Annotated in this window: 24 protein-coding genes and 1 pseudogene; 14 read left to right on the plus strand and 11 right to left on the minus strand. The window is 64.7% G+C overall.

Features of this window, described 5'->3' with window-relative positions; translation table 11 throughout:
* Both AC2FL1_RS19935 and AC2FL1_RS19940 read right to left on the minus strand, forming a co-directional pair.
* Nucleotides 1-450 (minus strand): annotated as a pseudogene (locus tag AC2FL1_RS19935) (MFS transporter); the annotation flags it as partial.
* A 194-nt stretch (nt 451-644) separates the two neighbouring features.
* A complete protein-coding gene (locus AC2FL1_RS19940; RefSeq protein WP_496878079.1) occupies nt 645-1,529 on the minus strand; it encodes a DMT family transporter in 885 nt (294 codons plus the stop codon).
* Nucleotides 1,530-1,915: 386 nt separating this feature from the next.
* Between AC2FL1_RS19940 and AC2FL1_RS19945 the strand changes: the two genes are divergently transcribed.
* The 5 genes from AC2FL1_RS19945 (at nt 1,916) to AC2FL1_RS19965 (ending at nt 7,104) form a co-directional block, all read left to right on the plus strand.
* Nucleotides 1,916-3,091 (plus strand): aspartate aminotransferase family protein, encoded by a 1,176-nt coding sequence (locus AC2FL1_RS19945; RefSeq protein ID WP_496878080.1) that lies wholly within the window; start codon nt 1,916-1,918, stop codon nt 3,089-3,091.
* Between the two features lie 90 nt (nt 3,092-3,181).
* On the plus strand, nt 3,182-4,108 hold the full coding sequence (gene argF, locus AC2FL1_RS19950) for an ornithine carbamoyltransferase (protein WP_496829653.1): 927 nt from the start codon (nt 3,182-3,184) through the stop codon (nt 4,106-4,108).
* A 117-nt stretch (nt 4,109-4,225) separates the two neighbouring features.
* On the plus strand, nt 4,226-5,143 hold the full coding sequence (gene argC / locus AC2FL1_RS19955) for an N-acetyl-gamma-glutamyl-phosphate reductase (protein ID WP_496878081.1): 918 nt from the start codon (nt 4,226-4,228) through the stop codon (nt 5,141-5,143).
* Nucleotides 5,140-6,030 (plus strand): GNAT family N-acetyltransferase, encoded by an 891-nt coding sequence (locus AC2FL1_RS19960; RefSeq protein WP_496878082.1) that lies wholly within the window; start codon nt 5,140-5,142, stop codon nt 6,028-6,030. The genes argC and AC2FL1_RS19960 overlap by 4 nt, the downstream gene beginning before the upstream one ends.
* Nucleotides 6,031-6,087: 57 nt before the next feature.
* Nucleotides 6,088-7,104, plus strand: a complete 1,017-nt coding sequence (locus AC2FL1_RS19965; RefSeq protein WP_496878083.1) for a 2-dehydropantoate 2-reductase — start codon at nt 6,088-6,090, stop codon at nt 7,102-7,104.
* A gap of 61 nt (nt 7,105-7,165) precedes the next feature.
* Here AC2FL1_RS19965 and AC2FL1_RS19970 read toward each other — a convergent pair whose 3' ends face one another.
* Together AC2FL1_RS19970 and AC2FL1_RS19975 are read right to left on the minus strand one after the other, a co-directional pair.
* Nucleotides 7,166-8,644 carry an inorganic phosphate transporter gene (locus AC2FL1_RS19970; protein WP_234216495.1) on the minus strand — a complete coding sequence of 493 codons (1,479 nt, stop codon included), beginning with the start codon at nt 8,642-8,644 and terminating at the stop codon, nt 7,166-7,168.
* Between the two features lie 92 nt (nt 8,645-8,736).
* Complete coding sequence (locus AC2FL1_RS19975) at nt 8,737-9,195, minus strand: NUDIX hydrolase (protein WP_496829661.1); 459 nt, start codon at nt 9,193-9,195, stop codon at nt 8,737-8,739.
* 288 nt (nt 9,196-9,483) lie between these two features.
* Between AC2FL1_RS19975 and AC2FL1_RS19980 the strand changes: the two genes are divergently transcribed.
* Entirely contained in the window at nt 9,484-11,088 is a 1,605-nt protein-coding gene (locus AC2FL1_RS19980; RefSeq protein ID WP_496878084.1) for a GMC family oxidoreductase, read from the plus strand.
* Nucleotides 11,089-11,176: 88 nt separating this feature from the next.
* Here the strand turns inward: AC2FL1_RS19980 and AC2FL1_RS19985 are convergent, their stop codons facing one another.
* Nucleotides 11,177-12,118, minus strand: coding sequence for a LysR family transcriptional regulator (locus AC2FL1_RS19985; protein ID WP_496878085.1), 942 nt, complete (start codon nt 12,116-12,118; stop codon nt 11,177-11,179).
* 92 nt (nt 12,119-12,210) lie between these two features.
* Between AC2FL1_RS19985 and AC2FL1_RS19990 the strand changes: the two genes are divergently transcribed.
* Nucleotides 12,211-12,432, plus strand: a complete 222-nt coding sequence (locus tag AC2FL1_RS19990; RefSeq protein WP_496829667.1) for a hypothetical protein — start codon at nt 12,211-12,213, stop codon at nt 12,430-12,432.
* A gap of 12 nt (nt 12,433-12,444) precedes the next feature.
* Here AC2FL1_RS19990 and hrpB read toward each other — a convergent pair whose 3' ends face one another.
* On the minus strand, nt 12,445-14,901 hold the full coding sequence (hrpB, locus tag AC2FL1_RS19995; RefSeq protein ID WP_496878086.1) for an ATP-dependent helicase HrpB: 2,457 nt from the start codon (nt 14,899-14,901) through the stop codon (nt 12,445-12,447).
* 221 nt (nt 14,902-15,122) lie between these two features.
* Between hrpB and meaB the strand changes: the two genes are divergently transcribed.
* The 4 genes from meaB to AC2FL1_RS20015 all read left to right on the plus strand — a co-directional run bounded on the left by meaB (nt 15,123) and on the right by AC2FL1_RS20015 (nt 17,663).
* Complete coding sequence (gene meaB, locus AC2FL1_RS20000; RefSeq protein WP_496829671.1) at nt 15,123-16,100, plus strand: methylmalonyl Co-A mutase-associated GTPase MeaB; 978 nt, start codon at nt 15,123-15,125, stop codon at nt 16,098-16,100.
* A gap of 200 nt (nt 16,101-16,300) precedes the next feature.
* Nucleotides 16,301-16,588 carry a 50S ribosomal protein L28 gene (rpmB, locus tag AC2FL1_RS20005; RefSeq protein WP_234139397.1) on the plus strand — a complete coding sequence of 96 codons (288 nt, stop codon included), beginning with the start codon at nt 16,301-16,303 and terminating at the stop codon, nt 16,586-16,588.
* Between the two features lie 199 nt (nt 16,589-16,787).
* Complete coding sequence (locus AC2FL1_RS20010) at nt 16,788-17,138, plus strand: hypothetical protein (protein WP_496829673.1); 351 nt, start codon at nt 16,788-16,790, stop codon at nt 17,136-17,138.
* Nucleotides 17,139-17,183: 45 nt separating this feature from the next.
* The gene (locus tag AC2FL1_RS20015; RefSeq protein ID WP_496829675.1) at nt 17,184-17,663 is read left to right on the plus strand and encodes a copper chaperone PCu(A)C; all 480 of its coding nucleotides are present in this window, start codon (nt 17,184-17,186) and stop codon (nt 17,661-17,663) included.
* Between the two features lie 52 nt (nt 17,664-17,715).
* On the opposite strand, the gene AC2FL1_RS20020 is transcribed toward AC2FL1_RS20015, so the two are convergent.
* Complete coding sequence (locus AC2FL1_RS20020; protein ID WP_496878087.1) at nt 17,716-18,720, minus strand: ornithine cyclodeaminase family protein; 1,005 nt, start codon at nt 18,718-18,720, stop codon at nt 17,716-17,718.
* Nucleotides 18,717-19,415, minus strand: a complete 699-nt coding sequence (locus tag AC2FL1_RS20025) for an NAD-dependent deacylase (RefSeq protein ID WP_496878088.1) — start codon at nt 19,413-19,415, stop codon at nt 18,717-18,719. The genes AC2FL1_RS20020 and AC2FL1_RS20025 overlap by 4 nt, the downstream gene beginning before the upstream one ends.
* Nucleotides 19,416-19,459: 44 nt before the next feature.
* On the opposite strand from AC2FL1_RS20025, the gene AC2FL1_RS20030 reads away from it, so the two are divergent.
* On the plus strand, nt 19,460-19,921 hold the full coding sequence (locus AC2FL1_RS20030; RefSeq protein ID WP_496878089.1) for a low molecular weight protein-tyrosine-phosphatase: 462 nt from the start codon (nt 19,460-19,462) through the stop codon (nt 19,919-19,921).
* Between the two features lie 283 nt (nt 19,922-20,204).
* Here AC2FL1_RS20030 and AC2FL1_RS20035 read toward each other — a convergent pair whose 3' ends face one another.
* Nucleotides 20,205-21,170, minus strand: coding sequence for a LysR family transcriptional regulator (locus tag AC2FL1_RS20035; RefSeq protein ID WP_496878090.1), 966 nt, complete (start codon nt 21,168-21,170; stop codon nt 20,205-20,207).
* Between the two features lie 77 nt (nt 21,171-21,247).
* Between AC2FL1_RS20035 and hisD the strand changes: the two genes are divergently transcribed.
* Nucleotides 21,248-22,549: a histidinol dehydrogenase gene (gene hisD / locus AC2FL1_RS20040; protein WP_496878091.1), complete on the plus strand. Its 1,302-nt coding sequence runs from the start codon at nt 21,248-21,250 to the stop codon at nt 22,547-22,549.
* Between the two features lie 47 nt (nt 22,550-22,596).
* Here hisD and AC2FL1_RS20045 read toward each other — a convergent pair whose 3' ends face one another.
* Both AC2FL1_RS20045 and AC2FL1_RS20050 read right to left on the minus strand, forming a co-directional pair.
* Nucleotides 22,597-22,914 carry a hypothetical protein gene (locus tag AC2FL1_RS20045; RefSeq protein ID WP_496878092.1) on the minus strand — a complete coding sequence of 106 codons (318 nt, stop codon included), beginning with the start codon at nt 22,912-22,914 and terminating at the stop codon, nt 22,597-22,599.
* Nucleotides 22,915-23,044: 130 nt separating this feature from the next.
* Entirely contained in the window at nt 23,045-23,959 is a 915-nt protein-coding gene (locus tag AC2FL1_RS20050) for a hypothetical protein (RefSeq protein WP_496878093.1), read from the minus strand.
* A 683-nt stretch (nt 23,960-24,642) separates the two neighbouring features.
* Between AC2FL1_RS20050 and lepA the strand changes: the two genes are divergently transcribed.
* Nucleotides 24,643-26,442, plus strand: a complete 1,800-nt coding sequence (gene lepA, locus AC2FL1_RS20055) for a translation elongation factor 4 (protein ID WP_234218611.1) — start codon at nt 24,643-24,645, stop codon at nt 26,440-26,442.
* Nucleotides 26,443-26,712 lie beyond the last annotated feature (270 nt).

Below are 26,712 nucleotides of genomic sequence, written 5' to 3' on the forward strand. Positions count from 1 at the left end.
GAGCGCGCTGTAGAACATCCGGCTGGTTTCGCACCTGCCCAGCTCCACCCGCTCGATGTAATCGAGCACATAGGCGTTGAAACAGATGAAGCAAACCACCGCGGCGACGGTGTTGCAGGCCAACGCGGCGATCGTGGTCAGGGGCGTTCCCTGCACCGCCAGCATCGCCCCGGCCACGAACAACAGCGCCCCACCCGAATAGGCCCAACGTCGTGGGACATAGCGGATCAGGCTGGGCACCATCAGTCCCGCGCCCAGCGAGAGGAAGCCGATCAGGAAATAGGCCATCGACACGCGTTCGGCGTCACCCAGCGCCCGGTACATGATCAGCGGAAAGACCGAGATCAGGATGCCGCGAACCACCGCCTCGAGTCCTGCGAGCAAGCCGAAATCCCGTACCGAGGGGGCGGGGGAATGGCGGACCCATTCAGGAATTCGGCGTTCATGCATAGCGGACCATCCGGAGAGTTCGTAGGGTCAGGATCGGTGGGAAAGCGGGTCGGGTCTTGGCGATTTGCGACGCATCCGTCGCCTCGAGGCAAGTTCGACAGATTATCGCGAAGGTGTCACGACGCCAAGGGGCTCTGCCCCCGGCACCCGAAGGGCGCCTCCCCCGGAGTATTTCTGGCGAAATGAATGGCGGATCAGGTCTTGCGAGCGCGACCTTCGCGCCAGGCCAGGGTCAGGGCTCCGGCGAGGATGATGGCAGCGCCGGCAAGGCTTACCGCGTCGGGCCAGACTTGAAACGCGGCCAGATCGTAGAGTGTTGCAAAAACAAGGGTGGCATAGCTGAAAGGCGCGACAAACGAGGCATCGGCCCGGGCCATTCCGTTGACGAAACAGATCTGCGCACAGGCCATCAGCAGACCGATCCCTGCCAGCGCCGCCCATTGCGCGGGCAAGGGGGGGTGCCAGACTGGCCAGACCGCGACGCTGGCGATGACCAGCCCCATCGCGTTGTTGACAAGCAGGATCTGGATCGGACGCTCGCGACCCGAAAGCTTCTTGATGAAGATGAGCTCCATGCCCATCACCGCCGCGGCACCCAGTGCCAGCAGGGCGGCGGGCTGGAAGCTGCCAGACGCTGGCCGCAGCAGTATGAGCGCGCCCAGAAGGGCAACGACCGCAGCACCCCAGCGCCAAGGCCCGACGCGTTCGCCAAGCAAGGGGATCGCCAGCAGCATGGCAAAGACCGGATTCAGAAAGGCGATCGCCGTTGCATCGGCCATCGGGATATAGGCGACGGCAGCAAACATCAGGGTCACCCCCGCCCAGCCAAAACTCGTGCGGCCCAGGTGCAGTCCCCAATGGGGGCGCCCCAACCGGGGTCGGGTCGTGGCCACGATCGACAAGATCACGGCGAAGGCAAAGAGAAACCGTCCGTGGCTGATCTGAAACGCTGGCAGGGCAGGGCCCAGCGTGCCGGTCCCCAGCGCCTTGGCCAGCAGCGTCGTGCCGGCAATGAAACCCGTGGCCGCGAAGATCAGCGCGGCGGCAAGGGCGGGATTCTGCGGTTTGGGTTCGAACATGGCCAAGCGGTGCGCTATCTCGTTGGGATTGGCAAGGTGGCGCCGTAGCGATCTTGCATCCCTCCGTCAGGCGATTAGCCCGAAGTCCTTTTTGACCGGGCAGGCATTCTTGAATTCGATATGAGTACCGCCGGATCAGACGAGGTCTCCATTTTGTTGCATTTCCCCCTTCAGAAGGGGTTTTCTTTGGGCGTTTCCTCCGTTATGGAACACGACATGATCAATCACGCTCATATCCCGTCTCTCCGACGCCGACGCGCAACCGCCTGAGCGGTCGTTTGATCCCTGCGTGCCAGTTTTGCATCGCGCACCCTGCTTTCCAGACATTGACCTGACCGCCCCGCTATGCCCTGCATCGGGGACAACCCTCAGACAAGGATGATCCAATGATTCCGTCCGTCCTGCCGACCTATAACCGCGCGCCGCTTCACTTCGTGAAGGGCGAAGGCGCCTGGCTGACCGAGGCGGATGGCCGACGCTTCCTCGACCTTGGTTCAGGGATTGCGGTGAACGCGCTGGGCCATGCCCATCCCGCGCTGGTCAAGGCGCTGACCGATCAGGCGCAGAACCTGTGGCACGTGTCGAACCTCTACCAGATCCCGCAACAGCAGGCGCTGGCCGACAAGCTGGTGGAGCACACCTTTGCCGATACGGTGTTCTTCACCAATTCGGGGACCGAGGCCTGCGAGCTGGCGGTCAAGATGGCGCGTAAGTATTTTTACGACAAGGGCCAGCCCGAGCGGGTCGAGATCATCACCTTCGACGGTTCCTTCCATGGTCGCTCCTCTGCCGGAATCGCTGCCGCGGGGTCTGAGAAGATGGTCAAGGGCTTCGGCCCGTTGCTGCCCGGTTTCGTGCATCTGACCTTTGGCGATCTGGATGGCGTGACCAACGCGATCACGGAAAAAACCGCTGCGATCATGATCGAACCGGTGCAGGGCGAGGGCGGCATTCGCCCGGTTCCCGATGCAGACCTGAAGGCGCTGCGCCAGATCTGCGACGACCACGGTCTTTTGCTGATCCTCGACGAGGTGCAATGCGGCGTGGGCCGGACGGGACGACTCTTTGCCCATGAATGGGCGGGTATTACGCCCGATATCATGATGGTGGCCAAGGGTATTGGCGGCGGCTTCCCGCTGGGCGCGGTGCTGGCCACCGAAGAGGCAGCAAGCGGCATGACCGCGGGCACCCATGGCTCCACCTATGGCGGCAACCCGCTGGGCTGTGCCGTGGGCTGCGCGGTGATGGATCATATCGCCGATCCGGCCTTTCTGGCCGAGGTCAACCGCAAGGCCGCATTGTTGCGCCAGCGGCTCGAAGGATTGGTCGCCGCCCATCCGGAAGTGTTCGAAGAGGTGCGCGGTTCCGGCCTGATGCTGGGGCTGAAATGCAAGGCGTCCAATCTCGACGTGGTCAAGGCGGGTTATGACAACCTGGTCATTACCGTACCCGCCGCCGACAACGTGATCCGCCTGCTGCCGCCGCTCACCCTGACCGAGGACGACATCGCCGAGGCCTTCACCCGCCTCGATGCCGCCGCCAGCCAGGTCGAAGCTGCCTGATCTTCATTTCGCCCAAAATACTCCGGGGGAGGCGCCGACAGGCGACGGGGGCAGCGCCCCCATCCCCCGGCCATAAGAAAGCCTAAAGACATGAACCATTTTCTCGATATCCACAAAACCGACGCCGCCGACCTGCGGTCCATGATCGACCAGGCCGGCGCCATGAAACAGGCCCGCCTCGGACGGCCCAAGGCCGCGCCTGATGACGAACAGCCGCTCAAGAACCGGATGGTTGCGCTGATTTTTGAGAAACCCTCGACCCGGACCCGCGTGTCCTTTGACGTGGGTGTACGGCAGATGGGCGGGCAGACCATGGTGCTGTCGGGTAATGACATGCAGCTTGGTCATGGCGAGACCATCGCCGACACCGCCCGCGTGCTGTCGCGCTACGTGGACATGATCATGATCCGCACCTTCGACGAGACCGTGCTGACCGAGATGGCCGAATATGCCGATGTGCCGGTGATCAACGGGCTGACCGACCGCAGCCATCCCTGCCAGATCATGGCCGATGTGCTGACATTCGAAGAGCATCGCGGCCCGATCGCGGGCAAGAAGGTGGTCTGGACCGGTGACGGCAACAATGTCTGCTCGTCTTTCCTGCATGCCGCGGGACAATTCGGTTTCGACCTGACCTTCACTGGCCCGGCCCAGTTCGACCCCGAAGAAGAGTACATGGGCTATGCTCGCCAGAAGGGCTCCAAGGTTGTGATCGAGCGTGATCCGTTCAAGGCGGTTGAAGGTGCCGATCTGGTGGTCGCCGATACCTGGGTGTCGATGCATGACGCGCAATCGGCCAAGGAGCGGCGTCACAATCTGCTGCGCCCCTATCAGGTGAATGCCGAGCTGATGCGCCATGCCAAGCCGGATGCGCTGTTCATGCATTGCCTGCCCGCCCATCGCGAGGAGGAGGCCACCTCTGAGGTGATGGACGGCCCGCATTCGGTCATCTTCGACGAGGCCGAAAACCGCCTGCATGCGCAAAAGGCGATCATGCGCTGGTGCCTGGGCGCCTGATCGGCCCTCCGGCTTCTCACTGAACTGAAATATCACCGAAAAGACAGACCGGACCCTGCCTTGGCGGGCAGGTTCCGGTATGCCCGCTTTCCGCCTTGGACACTGGGAAACCCGACCATGACATACAAGGTCTTCATCGACGGCGAGGCCGGCACGACCGGCCTGCAAATCCGCGCCCGGCTGGAGGGGCGTGACGATATCCGGCTGATCACGTTGGGCGACGCCGACCGCAAGGACACCGGCGCCCGGCTTGCCGCCTTTGATGCGGCCGATGTCGGCATCCTCTGCCTGCCCGATGCGGCGGCGGTCGAGATCGTGGCGCAGCTGACCGGCACCGGCACCCGGCTGATCGACGCCAGCACCGCGCATCGGGTGCACCCCGACTGGGCGTTCGGCTTTGCCGAGCTGGACAGCGACCTGCGCGCCCGGATCGCCGGTGGACAGTTCGTGTCGAACCCCGGCTGCTACTCGACCGGTGCCATTGCTCTCCTTCACCCGCTGGTCCAGCGCGGGCTGATCGCCGCCGATGCGGCGCTCGGCATCAACGCCATCAGCGGCTATTCCGGCGGCGGCAAGGTGATGATCGCCGAGTTCGAGAGCGGTCAGACCGATGGTCCCTTCGTCTATGCCACCGACCAGAAGCACAAGCACTTGCCCGAGATCATCGCGCATGCGGGCCTGTCCCGGCGGCCGATCTTCGTACCCTCGGTCGGCCCCTATGAACAGGGGATGATCGTGCAGGTACCGCTGCCCTTTCTCGAACCGGGGCAGGGCGTCGCAATCGAGGCGGCGCTGGCCGATCACTATGCCGCCAGCCGCTTTGTCTCGGTGGTCTCGCCCGAACACTATGGCCCCCGCATCGACCCGCGCCGCCTGAACGGCAGCAACCGGTTGGAACTGTCGGTGCATGGCAATCACGAGAGCGGTGGCGCGGTGCTGATCGCGCTGCTTGACAATCTGGGCAAGGGGGCCTCGGGCGCGGCGGTGCAGAACCTCAACATCATGCTGGGGCTGGACGAAGGGCTGGGTCTGTGAACCCGCCCGACCTGTTGCTGACAAGGCTTGAGGGCACCTATGCCATCACCCGCCGCTCCGCCGGCGCGCCGCTGCCCCGCTGGTATGCAGGCCCTGGCCTGGTCAGCGTCACCCAGGCGCCGGACGAGACCTCGATCCTTTGCCTGTCGGAGCGAGTGCCCGAGGGCGAGACCACCGCGCGCGGCTGGCAGGCGCTCCGGGTCGAGACCCTGGCCGCGCTCGATCAGCCCGGCGTGGTGCTGGCGGCGGTGGAACCGGTATCGCGGGCCGGTCTGGGGGTCTTTGTCACCTCGACCCATGACCGCGACTACCTGCTGGTGCGCGCCGGGCAGGTGGCCCGGGCCGAGGCGGCCTGGATCGCCGCCGGGCACAGCGTTTGCGAGGGTGGCATCACCCTGCGCCGCGCCGGACCGCAGGATGCCGAGGCGCTAGCCGCGCTGCACTTTCAGGTCTGGCAGGAAACCTATGCCCGCATCGCTCCGCCCGAAGTGCGGCTGGCCCTGAACAAGGCCCGCCGCACCGCCTATTGGCGCGACCGGCTGGCCAGTGAAGGTGGTGCCGTGATCGCCCTGCGTGACGGGGTGGCGGTCGGGCTTGCAGCTCGGTCGCCCAGCGGGGTGGATGGCTTCGACGGCTGCACCGAGCTTGACCATCTCTATATCGCCGCGTCGACCCGGCGTTCTGGGCTGGGCGCACGCCTGCTGGGGCTGGCGCGCGCGCAGGCGGTCCTGGCGGGTGCGCCGCGCCTGATTCTGGCGGTGGTGCGCGACAATGCCCCAGCGCTGGCGTTTTACCAAGCGCAGGGTGGTACGATCCTTGCCGAGCGGCAGGACAAGGGCCCGCTCTGGCCCTCCGACAATCTGATCCTGGGCTGGCCTTCCGTCTGAGCCGTTGCGCGATCGCCGCCACCCCCGCAATATGGCGCGGACAAGGGGAGAGAAGCGATGCGCATCGTGATTGCCGGGGCGGGCAGTATCGGCTGTTTCTGTGGCGGTCTGTTGGCCGCCGCGGGACATGAGGTCACGCTGCTTGGCCGTGCTCCTCTCCTCGACGAGATAGAACGGTGCGGGCTGACGGTTACGGATTTCTCGGGCCTGACGCTGACCCTCCCTGCGGCCCGCCTGTCCCTTGCCACCGATCCCGGCTGCCTGTCCGGGGCAGACCTGGTGATCGTTGCGGTCAAGACCCCGGCCACTGCCGACATGGCCAGCGCCATCGCCACCCATGCCCCGGTATCCGCCCCGGTCCTGTCCTGGCAGAACGGTCTGGAAAACACCCGCCTGCTGCGTGCCCGCCTGCCCGGACGCGAGATCCGCGCCGGTATGGTCCCCTTCAACGTGGTGCCGCTGGGCGAAGCCACATGGCACCGGGCGTCCTCCGGCGATATCGTGATCGCGGCGGGGCCGGGCGGGCTTGGCGCGGCGCTCTCGGTGCCCGGCCTGCCGGTGATCGAAAGCCTGCGGATCGAGGCGGTGCAATGGGGCAAGCTGGTGATCAACCTCAACAACGCGCTCAACGCGCTGTCGGGGCTGACCCTGGTCGAACAGCTCGCCGACCGCAGCTGGCGCCGCCTCATGGCCGACCAGATGGCCGAGGCGCTGCGTGTCTTGCGCACCGCCGGTATCCCGGTCGCCGCAACCACGCCGCTGCCAGCCTGGATTACGCCGCATATCCTGCGCCTGCCCAACACTCTTTTCACCCGCATCGCCGCGCGGATGCTGACGGTCGATCCCAGCGCCCGCAGCTCGATGGCCTACGATCTGGATGCCGGTCGCGCGACCGAAATCGCCAGTCTTCAGGGAGAGATCATCCGGCTGGGGCGCGCACATGGCGTTGCCACCCCGATCTGTTCCCGCGTCTCGTCCCTGATCGACGCGGCGACACGCAGTGGCACCACCGCCCCCCGGTTAAGCGTTGCACAGATCACCACACCGGACGGAGGCACCTTCTTCTTCTGTTGATAAATACCTCGGAGCGCGAGGCAGAGCCTCGCATTCCTGCCTTCAACGCCTGCACAAAGGGTCAGACAAAGCTGTTCAGGATCGCAAAGATCACGCCCGACATCAGCGCTGCCGCCGGAACCGTGATCACCCAGGCCGCCACGATGGTCATGAAGTGCGAGCGCCGCACCAGTTTGCGCCGGCGCCGCTCTTCCAGTGGCAGGCGCTTGGCCGGGGGGCGGTTGTTGCGGTTCTGACGCAACCGGCGCTCGGAATGCCATTCGCGGTAGAATCCGACGCCGAATACCCCGCCAACGGCGATATGGGTCGAGCTGACCGGCAGGCCCAGCCAGCTGGCCACGATCACCGTGATCGCCGCCGACAGCGCTACGCAATAGGCCCGCATCGGGTTCAGCTTGGTGATCTGGCTTCCCACCATGCGGATCAGCTTGGGCCCGAACAGGAACAGGCCGAACGAGATGCCAAAGGCACCGATCACCATGACCCAGAAGGGAATGGCCACCTTGGCTGCAAAACTGCCCGCCTGGCTCACATGCACGATGGCCGCCAGCGGACCCACCGCATTGGCCACGTCGTTGGCACCATGGGCAAAGCTCAACAGCGCCGCCGACAGGACCAGCGGCAGGCCGAACAGCGCCTTGATGGACTTGGTGCGGTTTTCCATGCCTTCCGACTTGCGCTTGATCCAGGGGATCGTCACCGCCCAGACCAGCAGGGCGGTTGCCAGTCCGATCATCAGGGCGGTCTGCAAATCGATCTTGACGATCTTCTTGATGCCCTTGACCGACAGATAAGTGGCGAATGTGCCCGCCATCACCGCCACCAGGATCGGCACCCAGCGGCGCGCAGCGGCAATCTTGTCGGGCTGATACTGGATGCGGTGCTTGATCAGGGCCAGAAACAGCGCCGCGATCACCCCGCCCAGAACCGGAGAGATCACCCAGCTGGCCACGATGGCGCTCATGGTCGACCAGTCCACCGCCGACAGGCCCGCGGCGGCGATGCCCGCGCCCATCACGCCACCCACGACAGAATGGGTGGTCGAGACCGGAGCCCCCACCCAGGTTGCCAGGTTGACCCACAGCGCAGACGAGATCAGCGCCGCCATCATCGCCCAGATAAAGACCTGGGTATCGGCCACCGAATTGGGGTCGATGATCCCCTTGGAGATGGTCGAGACCACATCGCCACCCGCCAACAGGGCGCCGGCGCTTTCGGCCACCGCCGCGATGGCAATCGCCGCACCCATGGACAGGGCATTGGCGCCCACCGCCGGGCCCATGTTGTTGGCCACGTCATTGGCGCCGATATTGATTGCCATATAGGCGCCGAAGGCCGCTGCAGCGACCACCACGATCCCGCCAGGTGTACCACCCAGCGCAACCATCGCGGCCAAGGCTGCCAGCACGATAAAGGCCAGCGCAATCCCGGTCCCCACCAGGGGGCGCGCGGCATAAGCGGTTGCGGTCTCGATCCGGCTGATCCGGTTCAGGTCGGCATCCAGCCGACCCCACTGGGGCTTGGTCTTGCGGTCGCTCATGATATCCTGTCCGGCTCCATGCGGGTCGCGCGCGGCTTAGACCGCGCAGCCCCCTGGCGCAACAGGTGTGTCATAAATTCGTCGTAACGCTGTTACAATTGCCGCAGCAGGTCCTGCAATTGCGGTTCCTGCACCATGTTGGCGGCCTCTGATGGCGCGACCCAGCGCAGTTGCCGGCGCCCGGCCTCGGGATAGATATCCGAGAGCTCGTCTACCAGCATCCGATAGACATAGGTTTCCACCGGTTCCACGGTGCCGTTCTTGCGGCGCTTGCCATAGCCAAAGACGCCGACCGGCTCGTCCTCGACCCGGGCGCGACGCACGCCAGCCTCTTCCCAGGCTTCCTGAAGCGCGGTTTCGGGGCCGCTGAGTCCTTCGATAGGCCAGCCCTTGGGCACGATCCAACGTCCGGTATCCAGACTGGTGATCAGCAAGACCTCGGGTCCGCCAATGGTGGGGCGCAGGCACAATGCTGCGACTTGCGTCCGTTTCGGACGCAGGAACATGGGACGGACCAACTCGGTCCAGGCGGTGTGGACTCGTGACTTCATCTGCTCACCCTCGGCGCCTGTTCTACGAGTTTTCGGCGCTTGTGGAAATCTGACCGATATTTGTGTGTTTTCCACAAAAAATCAACAAAGAACTTTGAAAACATGGAGTTTCTGTGCCCAAAGTTCGAGATTTTGGCATTTCTGGGCCATGTTTTTTGGCGCCCGCAGGATGAAACTGCTCTCGCGCGGAGCTGGTCTGGGAGATCTCCCTGAACGCGAACTCCGACCGATTGCATTCTTGATTGCATCGCTGCCGCCAATCGGCAAGCTGGCGGGCAGGGGAGAGACATGAGCGAAAACCTGACAGGCGATTACGACTATATCATCGTTGGCGGAGGCACAGCCGGATGCGTACTGGCCAACCGGCTCAGCGCCGACCCAAAGATACGGGTGCTGTTGCTCGAAGCAGGTGGTAAGGGCCATTACCACTGGGTCCATATCCCGGTAGGTTACCTCTACTGCATCGGCAATCCGCGCGTTGACTGGATGATGAAGACCGCCGCCGAACCCGGCCTCAATGGCCGCAGCTTGGTTTATCCGCGCGGCAAGGTGCTGGGCGGCTGCACCTCGATCAACGGCATGATCTACATGCGCGGGCAGGCGGCCGATTATGACGGCTGGCGGCAGATGGGCAATACCGGCTGGGGCTGGGACGACGTGCTGCCCTATTTCCGCCGCTCCGAGGATCACCACAAGGGAAAGAGCGACCTGCACGGGGCCGGGGGCGAGTGGAAGGTCACCACCCAGCGCCTGAGTTGGGAGATCCTGCGCGCCTTTCAAGAGGGCGCGCGCGAGTTCGGCTACGAACCCACCGAGGATTTCAACACCGGCACCAACGAGGGCTCGGGCTTTTTCGAGGTCAACCAGAAAAACGGTGTGCGCTGGAACACCACAAAGGCCTTCTTGCGCCCGGCAATGAACCGGCCCAACCTGCGGGTTCTGACCCGGGCCGAGACGCAGCGGCTGATCCTCGACGGCAAGCGCGTCACCGGCGTTGTCTTCCGCCACAAGGGGGCCGAACACAGGGCCACGGCGAAGGCCGAGGTGCTGCTGGCCGCTGGCGCCATCAACTCGCCCAAGCTGATGGAGCTTTCCGGGATCGGCCAGCCAGACCGCCTCTCGGCGCTCGGTATCAACCCGGTGCATGACTTGCCGGGCGTGGGCGAGAACCTGCAAGATCACCTGCAGATCCGCACCGTGTTCAAGGTCTCGAACACACCCACCCTGAACGAGACCGCCAATTCGCTGACCGGCCGCATCGGTATCGCGTTGAAATATGCACTGACCCGCTCGGGCCCGCTTAGCATGGCGCCCAGCCAGTTCGGCATGTTCACCAAATCCGACCCCGCGCTGGAAACGCCGGATCTGGAATACCACGTGCAACCGCTGTCGACCGACCGGCTAGGCGACCCGCTGCACCCGTTCCCGGCGATCACCGTCTCGGTCTGCAACCTGCGTCCCGAAAGCGTGGGCGACTGCCACATCACCAGCGCCGAAACCGGCCCGCAGCCGCATATCCGCCTCAACTACCTCAGCGCCCCGCGCGACCAGCAGGTCGCGGTCGCCGCCGTAAAACAGGCCCGCCAGATCATGACCGCGAGGGCGCTCGCCCCCTATGCGCCGCAGGAGTTCCTGCCCGGCCCGCATATCGCCAGCGACGCGGACCTGTTGCGCGAGGCAGGCAATATCGCCACCACGATCTTTCATCCCGTGGGCACCTGCAAAATGGGCCACGACCCGATGGCGGTGGTCGCCCCCGACCTGCGCGTGCACGGGCTTTCGGGCCTGCGGGTGATCGACGCCTCGATCATGCCAAGGCTCGTCAGCGGCAACACCGCCTCGCCCGTCATCATGATCGCCGAGAAAGCCGCCGACATGATCCGCGCCGGTTGACCCGGACCTGCTTCTTTCTGGTTTGCAATAATCCGGGGGTGAGGCCCGCCAGGACCGAGGGGGCAGAGCCCCCTTTTTGCAGTGCTTTTCAGCACCCCGGCCGATAGGCCTGCGCGATCATCGCCTGCTCGCGCTGCGCCACATAGGCCTCGCGAAACCGGGGCGCAAAGAACGCGGCAAAGGCGCGGACTTCGGGGCGGCGATAGGCGTCCGGGCCGATCACCAGCCACGAGGTCGTGTCAGTGTCCGGAACCGGATCGAAACACCGCACCAGCGAAGGATAATCGGCGGCAAATGAAATCGTCACCGGGCCGACACCCAGGCCCGCCTCGATACTGGCGGTGACCGATTCCGGCTCGCCGCAGCGCGCCACGATCTGTTCGGGCGAGATCCGCTCCAACAGCCAGCGGTTCAGCCGCATCGCCCCCGGCATGGGGTCGTAGATGACAAAGGTATGACCGGCGAAATCATCCGGCCCCGTCGGTACCCCATGGCGCGCGGCATAGTCGCGGGATGCGTAAAGGGCCGATTTGACGTCGGTGAGCTTTGAACAGATCAGCCGCTCGTCGGTGATCTGGGGCGTGATACGGATGGCGATGTCGGCCTCTCCCGCCGCCAGATCGAGTATGTCATAGGTCGAGATCAGTTCGAAACGGATCTCGGGGTGCTCGTCACTGAAATCTGACAGGATCTTGGTGAAAATTGGCGAGAAATTCCGGTTGGGGGCGGTAATCCGGATCGGCCGGGCGTTGGACTTGCGCGCCTTGGTCGCTGCCTCCTCCAGGTTTCTGGCCGAAGCTTCCAGCATCTCCGCCTGCGGCAGCAGGTCCCGCGCCACCAGGGTCGGGCGGAACCCGCGGGTATCGCGCTCGAACAGCGTCAGCCCCAACTGGTACTCCAGCGTCTCGATCTGGCGGGCGACGGTCGGCTGCGACACCCCCAGCACACGCGATGCGGCCAGTGTCGATCCCTCGCGGTAAACTGCCAGAAAAACGCGAATGTCCGACCAGTTCAACGACCACCTCTTCATTTCCGAAGAACCGCGCAACACCGTTGTCTATACCATGCCGCTCAGGCGCCACCTAGACTTCTTTGTGTGATGCTCAGGCAGGGGAGGCCGAGATGACAATGCAGGACAGTTTTCCAATCCTTGGTGTAATGTGGCGCGCGCTGCTTGCGCTGCCGCTGCCCCGGCGCCACATCCAGGCCACCCCCGAGGCCCGGGTCGAGGGCGACCGCGCACGCCGCGCCTTCGTGCAGGACATGTTCGAACTCTGCCCCGAGGCCTTCTCCACCGATACCGGCCTGCACGAGACGATGATCGGGCTTTCCGGCCGGTACTGACCGGGCGCCGGACTAACGGGTGCCGCCGTGCGGCTTGGCCCTCAGCGTCGGATCGGCGGCGCGCGGGTCCTCGGGCCAGGGATGCTTGGGGTATTGCGCGCGCATGTCCTTGCGCACATCGGCATAGGAGCCGTCCCAGAACCCGGGCAGGTCGCGGGTGATCTGGATCGGGCGTTGGGCGGGGGACAAGAGCGTGACCTTCAGGGGCACACCCGCGACCATCGGATGTGTCGTGACCCCGAACATCTCTTGCAGGCGGACAGCGATTTCCGGCACTTCGTGTTCGTAGTCGATCGGCACCTTGCGCCCCAGGGGGGTGACAAAGGCGCCAGGCGCGCGGGTGTCCAGTTCCTGGCTCTGGCTCCAGTCGAGGCGCGCCTTGAGCGCCGGCAGCAGGTCGAAGCGCTTCCAGTCCTCGGCGCTTCGCACCCCTGACAGCATCGGCAGCAGCCAGTCCTCGATCGTGTCGGTCAGTCCGGTCTCGGAGAAATCCGGAAGATCGGCGCCTTCGGCCCGCAGCAGTTCGACCCGCCGAGCCAGTCGCGCAGCGGCTCCGCCGAGGCGCAGACCCAGATCGCGCACTCCGTCAAGCATGGCCCGCGCGACCGCATCCTCGGGCACATCCTTCCAGACCCGGTCGCTCAGGCTAATCGCGCCCAGCCTTTCTTGTTGCCGTGCAGTCACCCGGCGTTCACGGCGGGACCATTCGCAGATGTCGATCCGAGTGATCTGGTCGGCAAATAGTTCACGCAACTCGGCCTCGCCGATCCGCGCCGCCATCCGGATGCGGGCCTCGCGCGGGTCGCCATCGGTGTCGATGGCCACCAGATAGGGGGCGCTGGCCAGCCCCTCACCGGGGTCCAATGCGGCGCCCTTACCGCCCGACAGGACGAACCGGGGGGCCTCTCCCTTGCGGCGCTGGCCGATCCGATCGGGGTAGGCGAGTGCGGCCATCGCGGCTTGGCTTCTGCCCCTTGTGGGTGCCTTTGCCTGTTTCTCCAGCCGCCGCGCCTCGGCTCTGATCCGGTCGAGCACGCCCATATTGACCTCGTAAGGACGCTCGCGCCGGAACCGGGACGGATCGCGCAGGGCCGCGATCCGAAGGTCCAGATCGGCGGGCGCCCCGCGCAGCGGATCGCGTTCGGCCATCAGCGCGGCCAACGGGGCGGCGTCACGCCCGGCAATCGCCAGCATGTGTCCCAGCCTTGGATGCAGGGGAAGCGTTGCCAATGCCCGCCCGTGATCGGTGATCCTCCCCTGCGCATCGAGTGCGCCGAGGAAACCCAGCAGCGCCCGTGCCTCGGTCAATGCTCCTTCGGGCGGTTGGGTGACGAAGCCCAGCACCTCGGGCTCGGCCCCCCAAAGCGCCAGTTCCAGTGCCAGCCCGGTCAGGTCCGCCGCTTCGATCTCGGCGGGTGGAAAGGCGGTCAATGCTCCTTCTTCGCCGCGGGTCCAGAGCCGGTAGCAGATGCCCTCAGCCACGCGGCCTGCGCGCCCCGCCCGCTGCGTCGCCTCGGCTCGCGTTACCCGATCCGTGACCAGCCGTGTCATGCCGGAGCCAGGATCGAAGCGTGCCCGGCGCGCCTGTCCCATGTCGACCACCACCCGGATATCGGGAATGGTCAGGGAGGTTTCCGCGATCGAGGTCGCGAGCACCACCTTGCGCCCTTCCGCAGCAGGGGCGAGCGCCGCGCGCTGCGCGGCAAAGGGCATGGCACCGAACAGGGGACGCAGGGCGCAACCGTCGGGCAGGCGGGAAGACAGCAGCGCCTCTGCCCGTCGGATCTCTCCCTCGCCGGGCAGGAAAACCAGAAGGCCGCCGCCTATCTCGCGGGTCTCGGCCTCGGCCCGCGCGACGAGATCAGCCAGCGCCTCGACCCGGCGGGCCCTCGGCCCCAGCGGACGGTCGAGCCAGCGGATCTCGACCGGATAGGCTCGACCCTCGGACGTGACCATCGGCGCGTCCATCAGCGCGGCCACCGGGCTGGCATCAAGTGTTGCGGACATCGCAAGAAGGATCAGGTCGTCGCGTAGCACTGCGGCCACTTCGAGACACAGCGCCAGCCCCAGATCGGCATTGAGCGAGCGTTCGTGAAACTCATCGAAGATCACCGCGCCGATTCCGGGGAGGTCGGGTTCGGACTGCAACATGCGGGTCAGGATACCCTCGGTCACAACCTCGATCCGGGTCCCCGGCGACACCTTGGCCTCGCCCCGGATACGGTAGCCCACAGTCTGCCCCACGGTTTCGCCCAGCGTTTCGGCCATGCGCTCGGCTGCGGCCCGTGCGGCAAGGCGGCGTGGTTCCAGCATCACAATCCGCCCGCGTGTCAGCCCGGCCTCGAGCATGGCCAAAGGCACCCGAGTGGTCTTGCCCGCGCCAGGTGGGGCCTGCAATACGGCCCGGCCCTGTTTTCGCAGGGCAGTGATCAGGTCGGGCAAGGCGTCGTCGATGGGCAGGCGTTTCATGCCGCCTTATCGCCAGAGCGGTGGGGGCAGGTCCAGTCCCATTCGGCGGGTCCCTGTGGCGCGCGGTGGCGACATTGAGTATTTGAGACCAGAAAGAAGCAGCAGCACCAGCGCTGGTATTCGGGCGCGCGGTACAGGGACAATCCGGCGCATGCAGTGGGTCGGCTCTGGACAAACCGGGGCCCGCTCCGCCATTCAGGGCAAAATTCGCGAGGACCGGCATGGATATCACACAGCTTGGCGACAGGATACTCTCGGGCGACCGCCGGGCGCTCGCGCGGGCGATCACGCTGGTGGAAAGCCGACGCGCCGACCACCGGGCCGAGGCAACGGTATTGCTCGATCGGCTGGCCCGTTCCGAGCGGCAGGCACTCAGGATTGGGCTGTCGGGCACGCCGGGCGTCGGCAAGTCCACCTTCATCGAAAGCTTCGGCATGATGCTGGTGGGGCAGGGGCTGCGCGTCGCGGTGCTGGCGGTCGATCCCAGTTCGGCCCGCTCCGGCGGCTCGATCCTGGGTGACAAGACCCGGATGGAGCGCCTGTCACGCGAGCCCAATGCCTTTATCCGTCCCTCGCCCAGTCAAAGCCATCTGGGCGGGGTCGCGCGCCGCACACGCGAGGCGGTCAGCCTGTGCGAAGCAGCAGGGTTTGACGTGGTGTTGATCGAGACGGTCGGTGTCGGACAATCCGAAACGGTGGTGGCCGAATTGTCGGACCTGTTCCTGTTGCTGCTGGCGCCCGCCGGTGGTGACGAGTTGCAGGGCGTCAAGCGTGGCATCATGGAAATGGCCGATCTGATTTTGGTCAACAAGGCGGATGGCGAACTGAAATCCACCGCGACCCGGACCTGCGCCGACTATGCCGGCGCGCTGCGCCTGTTGCGCAAGCGCGTGCAGGACCCGCCGGGCTTTCCCAAGGCGCTGACCGTCTCGGCGGTCGAGGAGGCGGGGCTGGATTCCGCATGGGCCGAGATGCGCGCGTTGTCTGACTGGCGGAGGGAAAACGGGCATTGGACAGCCAACCGGGCCGAACAGGCGCGCTACTGGTTCGGACAGGAGGTGCGCCATGCTCTGCTTGCCCGGCTGGAAACGCCACGTGCTCGGGCCGAGATGGACCGGCTTTCCACTGCCGCCGCTCAGGGGCAGTTGACGCCCGCCAGCGCCGCCGAGCAGATGCTGAGCTTTCTGAACGAGGAATGAGGCTTTCCTCTTGTCGTAATCAACCATGCCGACCCGCCAGGGGGGCATAAGACAAGGCAAAGAATCCCGTCCAGCCGTCTTGACCCTCGCCGCGATTCCCACTACACGCATCCAACCAGTTTTCGGGCGCGACTTCGGGTTGCGCCCCTTGTGATTAGACGGATGGTTCGCCCCCGTCTCCAGATACGAAGGAAGAGACCATGTCGCGCCGCTGCGAACTGACCGGAAAAGGCCCGATGACTGGCAACAATGTCAGCCATGCAAACAACAAGACCCGCCGTCGTTTTCTGCCCAACCTGAACGATGTGACCCTGCAGTCCGAGACCTTGGGCCGTGGTGTCAAGCTGCGTATTTCGGCGTCTGCCCTGCGCTCGGTCGATCACCGGGGCGGTCTGGACGCGTTTCTGGCCAAGGCCAAGGACGAGGACCTGTCCGACAATGCTCTGAAGGTCAAGAAAGAGATTGCCAAGGCGCAAGCCGCGGCCTGATCCTTCCGATCCCCTGATTTCGGGAACCCCGTGCGCTTCGCGTGCGGGGTTTCTCTTTTTGGGACGAAACCGGAAAACGGTACGTTTTCCGGCCCGATTTTCTTTGGAAGTCGGTCTCCTGACAGACCGGCGTCCTGCTGTCGCAGGAGGTTTTTTGCCCTTGCGGAACGGGAGCCTGGAGCAGATATCGGACAACAGAATGACAGCCCCGGTGCGGATATCCCTTGCGCTTGCGCTCTCGCTGCTTGTCGGGCTGACCGGTCAGGGGCTGGCCAATTCGCGCGGGATGAGCGCAGCGGTCGATCAGATGGAGATCTGCACCGGCACTGGGCCCGTCATCCTCTACATGGATGCCGACGGGCAGCCGACCGCCCCACCGCATTACTGTCCGGACTTTGCTCTGATGCTGCTGGGGGCGCTGTTGCCCGATGTAGGAGTTGCGCCCGCCGCGCCGCAACAGGTCTTGCCTGTGCCGGACCGGACGCAACCCAGCCTGATTACCCGTACCCTCTCTGCGGTTCCGGCGCGCGCGCCGCCGATCTTGCTCTGACCCGTTTCGATTCAGACAGATCAAGACATGCCAAGGAGAGAGACCATGTCGCTGAAATCCAAGTTGCTGGCTGCGGCCGCGACCATTACCCTTGCCACCACCGTTTGGGCCGGTGAGACCATCGTGATCGACGATGCCTATGCCCGCTCCTCGGGGGCCAATGCCAAGGCCGGTGCGGCCTTTATGATGATCCAGAACACCGGCGCCGAAGACGACCGTCTGATCGACGCCCGCTCTGATATTGCCGCCAAGGTCGAGCTGCATACCCACAAGATCGATGATCAGGGCGTAGCTAAGATGATGCATGTGCCCGAAGGTTTCACGATCCCCGCCGGTGGCATGTACCCGCTTGCACGCGGGGGCGATCATGTGATGTTCATGGGGATCAAGGCGCCGTTCGAACAAGGGGAGACGGTGCCGGTCACGCTGGTCTTTGAAAAGGCGGGAGAGATCGAAGTGGAGATTCCCGTCGACCTGGAGCGTCAGGATGGCGGTCATGGCCACATGAAGAAGAAATCGAACTAGGGCCAGGGGGCTACGCCTGTCTTCAGGCTGCGCTGCAGCCCTCATCCAAGCGTCAGGCCGGGCTTTGGCCCGGCCTGGTTGCGTCTGGCCAAACAGTTGCGCGGCCAGCGCCCGTCGCCTGCGCGCGTTGCAGCGCGAGGGCGGCGATGGCGAAATCGGCGATTGCCGGACCTCGAAACAGGAATCCGGCGCGGCGGGTCGAATCGTGCCGGTTGACGCTTGTCTTGTGTCCGTCTTCTCCGAGCAAAGCCGCCAGATCGCCGCGAACCTGCGCGGGGTCGATCATCGGCCTTGGATTGGCGGCCTCTTGCGCCAGATCGTCGATATAGAGCGGGTCGAGCGCGGTCATCCCATCGGGCCGCCAGGGCAGGCCCGTATCGGTCAGGCTGGCAAAGGCGCCGGGCTTCAGCCAGCGGGCATCCAGGAACGGTATCATCTGGTGATCAAGGGTGACCGAGGAAACCACGAGATCGGCGTCGGCGATGGCGTGGTGCGGGGTGTCTGCGATCTCGACCTCCAGCCCCCGCGCGCGGGCGGCCGCGCCCAGCCGGGCGATATTCTCGGCCCCGCGCCCGAAAACGACCGCCCTTTGCAACGGAAACAGATCGCAGAACGCAGCGAGGTGCGCGCGCGCCTGGGCGCCGGCGCCGACAAAGGCCACCACGCGTGCCGCCGGATCAGCCAGCCGCCGCGCCACCAGCGCGCTGAGGCCGGCGGTGCGCATCCGGGTGATCCAGCCCGCCTGCATCAGGGCCAGCAACTGGCCGGTTTCACTGTCCTGAACCAGCAGCACACCCTCGGTTCCGGGCAAGCCGCGTACCGGGTTGTCGGGGCTGACCATCACCGATTTCACCACGGTCAGTGAGGGGGTGTCGCCGGTCGCAAGCGTCGTCATCACATAGCGCCCGTCGCCGGGCAGCAGCGCCGATTTCGGTGCCACATGCACTGCCCCGCGAAGCTGTGCCCGGATTGCGTCCTCAAGCGCCATCTGAACCTCGGCGGTTGTTACGCCAAGTTCACCAAGGTTGCGATCGGAGAGGATCAGGAAATCGCTCATCCCCGCAGGCCCAGTATGTCCGACACCCAGTCGGGCACGACCCGACTGGCCGGGCCGAATCGCGTCTCATCGAAGTTCGAGGCGACGGCCGAAGGTTCAAGGTTCAACTCGATCGTCCGGGCGCCACTGGCCGTCGCTTCCTGCACGAAGCCTGCCGCCGGATAGACCTGCCCCGAAGTGCCGATGGCGGCAAACAGGTCAGCGCTGGCGAGGTGGTCAAAGATCGTATCCATGAAATAGGGCATTTCGCCGAACCACACCACATCGGGCCGGGCCGCCGGGCGGGTGCAGGCAGGGCAGGGGGTGGTGGTGTCCATCGTCTCGGGTGCCACCCAGCGGTGGCCGCACCCGGCGCAAAGCGCACCTGCCAGCGTGCCATGCATGTGGATCACATTGCTGGCGCCGCCGGCCTCGTGCAGCCCGTCAACGTTTTGGGTAACGATTACCACTTCGCCGGGCCAGTCGCGTTGCAGCCGGGCCAGTGCGTGATGGGCGGCATTGGGCCGGGCGGCAGCCGCCTGAACCCGACGGGCATTGTAGAATTCGTGGACCAGCACCGGATCGCGGGCAAAGCCTTCGGGCGTTGCCACATCCTCCAGCGGATATTTCGTCCAGATGCCGCCCGCGTCGCGAAAGGTTCCCAGCCCGCTTTCCGCCGAGATCCCGGCACCTGTCAGAATGACGATCTTTCTCATATCACTCCGCTCGCCTATAGGTTCTGGGGAAACAGGAGCCCCGCATGACCCACCGTATCCTCTTTGTCTGTCTAGGCAATATCTGCCGCTCGCCCGCGGCCGAAGGTGTGTTCCGCGCCCTGATGCCCGAAGCCGGGACCGACAGCGCCGGAACCGGTGGCTGGCATGTAGGTGAACCGCCCTATGGTCCGATGCGGGCGGCAGCTGCGGCGCGCGGCATCGATCTGTCGGTTCTGCGGGCGCGACAGTTCGTGGCGGGTGATTTCGATCTGTTTGATCTGATCCTGGCAATGGATGCCCAGAACCTGGCCGATATCGAGGCGCAACGCCCGACGGGCAGCGCAACGCCGGTACGGCTGTTCACCGACTATGCGCCCGAGAGTGGCGCCACCCATGTTCCCGATCCATATTATACCCGCGACTTCGATGGGGCGCTGGATCTGATCGAGATGGCGGCGCACGGATTGCGCAACCGACTGGTTGCGGGGGCGCTGCTGCCGGGTTGAGAGGCCGTTGCGGTTGGTGTCCACCTGCCTTTATTGCATGTCACCCACTCCAAGGGCGTTTAGCGGTTCGAACGTCCTGAAGCGCTTTGTGACGCAAGCCCCTGCGCACTTTTAGAAAACCGGAAACTATCCGCTTGTCTTGTGCAAACTCGACTGCGCCCTCTTGCCCGGTGGGGGCAAGACAGGGCTTGATCCCGACGTCCTGCTTCTTCGAACCGGTGCGCCCGATGTCCCGACCCGCCCTCATTCTGAAAGAGCGCCCGCAAGCGGGACAGCGGTGCGATCAGCTTTCGATCACGCGCAGTTCGCCAGCCAGCCATGGTAGCCGCGCCACTGCGGGGTCGATGATCTGGCTCTGCACCAGCCGCCGCATGGTCTCTGCCACGTCGCGCGGAACCCGGTCGGCCCAATCGGCACCCGCAAACAGCGAGATACGGCGCGAGAAGGCGGCAAAGGGCAGGGCAAAGGCTTCGACATCGTCATGAAATCGCTCTGCCCGCATAAAGCCCAGCGGCGTGGTCACCGCCCAGCCCAACCGCCGCGCTACCATCGCCATCAGCGCCAGATGCGAACCGATCTCGAAGCGCTCTTCGAAGTCAAGTTTCTGGCGGGCCAGATGCGCCTCGATCTGGCGTCCGATCAGCTGTTCACGTGCATAGCGCAACAGCGGCAGCCCCTGCAGGGATGCCAGCATGTCGCCTCCGTTGGGTACCACGCCGCGAGGCGCCACCAGGATGAAGGGATCGCGCACCAGCGGGTACTCAACGATCCCGTCATGCACCTCGCCCGAGGTCGCGGCCACCGCGATATGCAGCCGTCGCGCCTTCATCGCTTCGCTTATCTCGTGGCTGGGCGCGGTGATCAGCTTGAACCGGCACTTGGTCAGACTGTCAGCCAGCAGGGTCGCCAGCCGCGGTGTCAGGTCGTTGTCGAAATCGTCGATCAGACCCATGCTGAGCGTGCTCAGATGGGTCAGGTCCATCACTGTCAACTCGCTCTGCGCCAGACGCAACTCGCTCAGCACCGTTTCCGCCCGAGGCAAGAAGGCGCGTCCGGCGGGTGTCAGCACCATCGGCCGACGCCCATGATCGACCAGATCGGTGCCAAGCGCCTGCTCCAGATTGCGCAACTGCTGGCTGACGGCGGGTTGGCTCAACCCTGTCTGCGCCGAGGCCTGGGCCACCGATCCGCTGCGCGACAGCGCCTCGAACACTTCCAGACCGCGCAGGGTCACGCCTTTCATCAGCATTTCGATCGCTCCGATCAGTTTTGCATTTTCTTAAACTATCCTGACCTAAGGTCAAGTGAGGAAAACAGGAACACGCCATGACGATCACGGTTTTGAAATCCGCCCCCGGTCTGCCGCCCGCACCACAGGGCGATGCGGCGGACGTGGTGCAGGTGATGCTGGCGCGGCTTCGGTCCGAGGGCGAGGTCGCCGCACGCGACTATGCCGCGCGGCTCGATGGCTGGACCGGCGAGATCGTGGTGAGCCCCGATCAGGTCGCGCGCGCCAGCGAACAGGTGCCCGAGGACCTCAAGGCCCAGATCCGCTATGCCCATGACAATATCCGCCGCTTTGCCGAGGCACAGCGCGCCTCGGCGCTGGATTTCCAGACGGAGCTGCGCCCGGGCCTGATCGCCGGGCAAAAACAGATCCCGCTGTCGGCGGCGGGGGCCTATGTACCGGGCGGGCGCTATGCCCATATCGCCTCGGCGCTGATGACGATCACCACCGCGCGCGCCGCCGGAGTGCCGCAGATTACTGCCGTTTCGCCGCCGCAGCCGGGGCGCGGGGTTCATCCGGCGATCCTCTACGCTATGTCGCTAGCGGGGGCCGACCGCATCCTGGCGCTGGGCGGGGTGCAGGGGGTGGCGGCGCTGGCCTTTGGTCTGTTTGGCGCGCCGCCCGCTGATATCCTGGTCGGCCCGGGCAACCAGTTCGTGGCCGAGGCCAAGCGCCAGCTGTTCGGCCCCGTGGGCATCGACATGTTCGCCGGGCCCACCGACAGCCTGGTGATCGCCGACGCCACCGCTGATCCGTTGACCGTCGCCTGGGACCTGGTCGGGCAGGCTGAGCATGGTTACAACTCACCGGTCTGGCTCGTCACCGACGACCGGGCACTGGCCGAGGCTGTGCTGGCCCATATCCCCGGCTGCATCGCCGATCTGCCCGAGCCCAACCGTTCCAGCGCCCAGGCCGCCTGGGATGCCTTGGGCGAGGTGATCCTGTGCACCGACCGCGAGGAGATGGCCGCCACCGTCGACCGCTACGCGCCCGAGCACCTGCATGTGCAGGCGGCCGATCTCGACTGGTGGCGCGGACGCCTCATGGCCTATGGCTCGCTGTTCCTGGGGGAACTCACCACCGTGGCCTTTGGCGACAAGGCCAGCGGCCCCAACCATGTGCTGCCCACTTCGGGTGCGGCGCGCTATACCGGCGGGCTCAGCGTGCACAAGTTCCTGAAAACCGTGACCTGGCAACAGGTGGAGCCGCAGGCGCTGCCCGATCTGGCCCACGCCACCGCCACCATCTCGCGCGCCGAGGGGATGGAGGGACACGCCCGCACCGCCGATATCCGGCTGGACAAGCTGCGCCCTGCGCTCAGGCAGGTGAACGCAGGCTAAGTGGGCTTAGGGGGCGGGCTTCGACCCGCCACCGCCATCTATGGGTGTTACTGGCAGATCGCCTGCGCCAGCTCGCCAAAGGCCTTGTAGCGCTTCCACAGCGCCTCGTCGCTGCTCTTGTCCGACATCCGCACCACCTGCGCCTGATGCGGGTCGCTGAACCACTTGGCGACCTTGCGCCGCTCGCTGCGGTTCAGCGCCTTGTTCGCCGCTTCCTGGATACAGCCACAGCGCTCGATGGTGGCGGCGTCGCGGCCGCTCTGCCGGCAGGCCTGATTGATCACACCCGGCGCGGCAATGGCCTGCACCGGCACCATCGTTGCCAAAAGGGCAGCGCCCAGCGCCCCCGTCAAAATCCGTCTCACGTTCTGGCCTCTTGCTCTGCCACGGGGTCTGCCGCCCCGCCTGTCGGGCGACACTATGGCAAAAGAGTCGCCCGGGATCAATCGGCTGCGGTAAATGGAATGTGAGGGTGGCGGGAATGTGATGGGTGGATCAAAAAACACCAAGAATGCGCAGGCCCATCTGAATGATCGCGTTAATCAGCCACCAAGCGCCGTCTAGACCCTTGCCTAATTGTTCTATCAGGCGCCCCGTCTTGGCCAGGTCACTGTCAAAAGCCTCCGCCCCCCTGCGGGTCATTTTCTTCGATCCATCCAGAATCATCGCCATCCGCGACACCCGGCCAAACACCCGGGTTGCGGTATCCGCACCGGGCAGAGACGGCGCCCCGCTGGGCAGGGGCAGCAGAGCATCGTTGACCAGCGCCGGTATATCCTCGGCGAAATCCTCGGCCATCTCGCCTTCGCTGATCTCGATCAGCACCGGCGCCGCCTGTTCCAACAGCGCCTTGTCCTCGGTACCCAGCTCGGACAGCGCCTGCCGCGCCAGTTGTTCGCGATTGGCCGCAACTTCGGGGTGGTTGGCGCGGATGCCGCGCACGCCTTCCTCCACCGCCTCCAGCAGGGCGATATTGTCCTCGCTGTCGGGCAACTCACCGGTCTCGTGGATCTGCCGTCGCAGCCCCTTGGCGACCACGGTCAGGGTCAGCTCGGCCTGCTGGGGGTTGTTGCCGTATCGTGTCACCGCGCGGGTGATCTTGCGGTACTCGCTGGAGCGGTCCGACAACCCGTTGGCGCCGTGCAACGCATCCTCCAGCGCATCCGAGATATGGGTCAGCAGGGCCGACATCAGCGGCGGATTCTGCACCGGGATCGGCACCACCCGGAACCGGCCGGTATCTGGGTTCAACTCGACCGTTTCGGCCAGCGGCAGCTTTTCCGCCAGAAACGCCGCCTCGATCCGCGCGATCTCCTGCGCCACCGCCTCGGGGCCAGCCTTCCAGATGGCATTGTCGATCAGGGCGACCCGGCGCTGCAAGTCCCAGTCGAGCGGTTTGCCGTCCAACATGCCGCGATACCATTTGGCCCAGAAGGCCCAAGTGGGACTGTTTTCTGCTGCGCCTAAGAAGTCAGACGGTATCGCGTAGCGACCTATCGGGTCTGAGAGCAGGGGATAGCGGGAAAACAGCCCTGAAACTGGTAAGCGCTCTATGTCATGCAAAAGTTCGGAAAGCAGTTTGTTCATGCTGGTCTCGAGGTAAACCCTCTCGGCATGTGAGCCATACTGCTTGGGGAAGTAGAACGTCTCTATCAACTCTGGATGATCAGGCCTAACTCTGAGTTGCGCAGAGAAGCGTTTGAACTTCAGGTCCCATGCCAAGGTCCCATGTTCAGTAACTTCAAATGAGGAATGGAACCTTCGCTGCTTGTCCATATCAACAAGAGAGGCTTCAAGCAGGGGCTGAAGAGACTGAAAGAGTGCGGTTGGATTGCCCTTTGAACCCGCCTCCCTTTCTAGTTCTATCTGTCCCGGTTGCTCTTGTGCACTGACTAGTTCAGTCAACGAGTAGCTCAAGTGTCGAAGCATGAACCTAAGAAGAAGGTACCACAGTTCCTTTGAGTTCCGCCGCGAAAGCAGTTCTTCGAGCGCCTTACCGCTTCGGAAGGAGAGCGTTGTTTCAGGCGGGTTTTCGGACATCAAATCATTCGCCCCATTGACCAAACCAAGATTCCTCATCATATGCCCAATCCATGACAGACCTCGCCCATATCCGCAATTTCTCCATCGTCGCCCATATCGACCATGGCAAATCCACCCTTGCCGACCGGCTTATCCAGGAGACCGGGACGGTGCAGGATCGTGACATGAAGGAGCAGCTGCTCGACGCGATGGATATCGAGCGCGAGCGGGGCATCACCATCAAGGCCAACACCGTCCGCATCGACTATACCGCCGACAATGGCGAGACCTATGTGCTGAACCTGATCGATACGCCCGGACATGTCGACTTTGCCTATGAGGTCAGCCGGTCGATGCGCGCGGTCGAGGGCTCGCTTCTGGTGGTGGACAGCACCCAGGGGGTCGAGGCGCAGACGCTGGCCAATGTCTATCAGGCCATCGACGCCGACCACGAGATCGTGCCGATCCTCAACAAGATCGACCTGCCCGCCAGCGAATGCGACCGGGTGGCCGAGCAGATCGAGGATGTGATCGGCATCGACGCATCCGGCGCAATCCGGGTCAGCGCCAAGACCGGCGTCGGCATCCACGAAACGCTCGAGGCCATCGTGCATCACCTGCCCGCGCCCAAGGGCACCCGTGACGCGCCGCTCAAGGCGATGCTGGTGGACAGCTGGTATGACAGCTATCTGGGCGTCATCGTGCTGGTGCGCATCATGGACGGCGTGCTGAAGAAGGGCATGCGGGTCAAGTTCATGTCGAACGGCACCCTGCACCATGTGGACCGCATCGGCGTGTTCCGCCCCGCCATGCAGATGATCGACAGCCTCGGCCCCGGCGAGATCGGCTTTCTTACCGCATCCATCAAGCAGGTGCGCGACACCCGCGTCGGCGACACCATCACCAATGACCGCAACGGCACCGAGGTCGCGCTGCCGGGCTTCAAGCCCGCCCAGCCGGTGGTGTTCTGCGGCCTCTTCCCGGTGGACTCGGCCGAGTTCGAGGATCTGCGCGACGCCATCGAGAAACTGGCGCTGAACGACGCCTCCTTCTCTTACGAAATGGAAACCTCGGCCGCGCTTGGCTTTGGCTTCCGCTGTGGCTTCCTCGGGCTTTTGCATCTCGAGGTCATCCGCGACCGGCTGGAACGCGAATACGATATCGAGCTGATCACCACCGCGCCCAGCGTGGTCTATCACGTCTTCATGAAAGACGGCGAGATGCGCGAGCTGCACAACCCCGCCGACATGCCCGACCTGTCCAAGGTCGACCATATCGAGGAGCCGCGGATCAAGGCCACCATCCTGGTGCCCGACGAATACCTGGGCGATGTGCTGAAACTCTGCCAGGACCGGCGCGGCATCCAGCAGGACCTGAGCTATGCCGGCTCGCGCGCCATGGTGGTCTATGACCTGCCGCTGAACGAGGTTGTGTTCGACTTCTACGACCGGCTGAAATCGGTGACCAAGGGCTATGCCAGCTTCGACTACCAGCTGACCGGCTATCGCGAGGACAGCCTGGTGAAAATGTCGATCCTGGTGAATGACGAGCCGGTGGACGCGCTGTCGACCATGGTGCACCGCGACCGGGCCGAGGCGCGCGGGCGGGCCATGTGCGAGAAGTTGAAGGACCTGATCCCCCGCCACATGTTCAAGATCCCGATCCAGGCGGCCATCGGCGGCAAGGTCATCGCAAGAGAGACCCTCTCGGCGCTGCGCAAGGACGTGACCGCGAAGTGTTATGGCGGGGATGCGACCCGGAAACGCAAGCTGCTGGACAAGCAGAAGGCGGGCAAGAAGAAGATGCGCCAGTTCGGCAAGGTGGATATCCCGCAGGAAGCGTTTATTTCGGCGTTGAAGATGGACAGCTGAGGCTGTCCATTTTGCGGTTCAGCCCCGTAGGGTGGGCAGTCCCGCCCACTACGGTTGATGCGCGTGTATTAAGTGGATATATTAACCACTGAGAGGTCGCTGGCGGATGACGGGTCCGGCCGACGTTTGCTCTTTCGATAATTTTTTTGAGAAAGGTGCGGCTCTGTTGCACAAATCGGCTGATGGCCGGGGTTCCCCTTTCCCCGGACAGACTTATCCCACGGGCTGTGTGACAGGGATGCCGAGCGCGGTGTAGCCGTTCAGAACGGC

Source organism: Ruegeria sp. YKSF070, assembly GCF_059612725.1.

Bases quoted from the DNA above. Each gene is read 5' to 3' on its own strand.
- AC2FL1_RS20030 (WP_496878089.1), top strand. From the start codon at position 19,460: ATGACCCACCGTATCCTCTTTGTCTGTCTAGGCAATATCTGCCGCTCG.
- AC2FL1_RS20035 (WP_496878090.1), bottom strand. From the start codon at position 21,170: ATGCTGATGAAAGGCGTGACCCTGCGCGGTCTGGAAGTGTTCGAGGCG.
- argF (WP_496829653.1), top strand. From the start codon at position 3,182: ATGAACCATTTTCTCGATATCCACAAAACCGACGCCGCCGACCTGCGG.
- AC2FL1_RS19965 (WP_496878083.1), top strand. From the start codon at position 6,088: ATGCGCATCGTGATTGCCGGGGCGGGCAGTATCGGCTGTTTCTGTGGC.
- meaB (WP_496829671.1), top strand. From the start codon at position 15,123: ATGGATATCACACAGCTTGGCGACAGGATACTCTCGGGCGACCGCCGG.
- AC2FL1_RS20050 (WP_496878093.1), bottom strand. From the start codon at position 23,959: ATGTTGGACGGCAAACCGCTCGACTGGGACTTGCAGCGCCGGGTCGCC.
- AC2FL1_RS19940 (WP_496878079.1), bottom strand. From the start codon at position 1,529: ATGTTCGAACCCAAACCGCAGAATCCCGCCCTTGCCGCCGCGCTGATC.
- lepA (WP_234218611.1), top strand. From the start codon at position 24,643: ATGACAGACCTCGCCCATATCCGCAATTTCTCCATCGTCGCCCATATC.
- hrpB (WP_496878086.1), bottom strand. From the start codon at position 14,901: ATGAAACGCCTGCCCATCGACGACGCCTTGCCCGACCTGATCACTGCC.
- argC (WP_496878081.1), top strand. From the start codon at position 4,226: ATGACATACAAGGTCTTCATCGACGGCGAGGCCGGCACGACCGGCCTG.
- AC2FL1_RS20015 (WP_496829675.1), top strand. From the start codon at position 17,184: ATGTCGCTGAAATCCAAGTTGCTGGCTGCGGCCGCGACCATTACCCTT.
- AC2FL1_RS19975 (WP_496829661.1), bottom strand. From the start codon at position 9,195: ATGAAGTCACGAGTCCACACCGCCTGGACCGAGTTGGTCCGTCCCATG.
- AC2FL1_RS20025 (WP_496878088.1), bottom strand. From the start codon at position 19,415: ATGAGAAAGATCGTCATTCTGACAGGTGCCGGGATCTCGGCGGAAAGC.
- AC2FL1_RS19945 (WP_496878080.1), top strand. From the start codon at position 1,916: ATGATTCCGTCCGTCCTGCCGACCTATAACCGCGCGCCGCTTCACTTC.
- hisD (WP_496878091.1), top strand. From the start codon at position 21,248: ATGACGATCACGGTTTTGAAATCCGCCCCCGGTCTGCCGCCCGCACCA.
- AC2FL1_RS19985 (WP_496878085.1), bottom strand. From the start codon at position 12,118: ATGAAGAGGTGGTCGTTGAACTGGTCGGACATTCGCGTTTTTCTGGCA.
- rpmB (WP_234139397.1), top strand. From the start codon at position 16,301: ATGTCGCGCCGCTGCGAACTGACCGGAAAAGGCCCGATGACTGGCAAC.
- AC2FL1_RS20020 (WP_496878087.1), bottom strand. From the start codon at position 18,720: ATGAGCGATTTCCTGATCCTCTCCGATCGCAACCTTGGTGAACTTGGC.
- AC2FL1_RS19980 (WP_496878084.1), top strand. From the start codon at position 9,484: ATGAGCGAAAACCTGACAGGCGATTACGACTATATCATCGTTGGCGGA.
- AC2FL1_RS20010 (WP_496829673.1), top strand. From the start codon at position 16,788: ATGACAGCCCCGGTGCGGATATCCCTTGCGCTTGCGCTCTCGCTGCTT.
- AC2FL1_RS19990 (WP_496829667.1), top strand. From the start codon at position 12,211: ATGACAATGCAGGACAGTTTTCCAATCCTTGGTGTAATGTGGCGCGCG.
- AC2FL1_RS19970 (WP_234216495.1), bottom strand. From the start codon at position 8,644: ATGAGCGACCGCAAGACCAAGCCCCAGTGGGGTCGGCTGGATGCCGAC.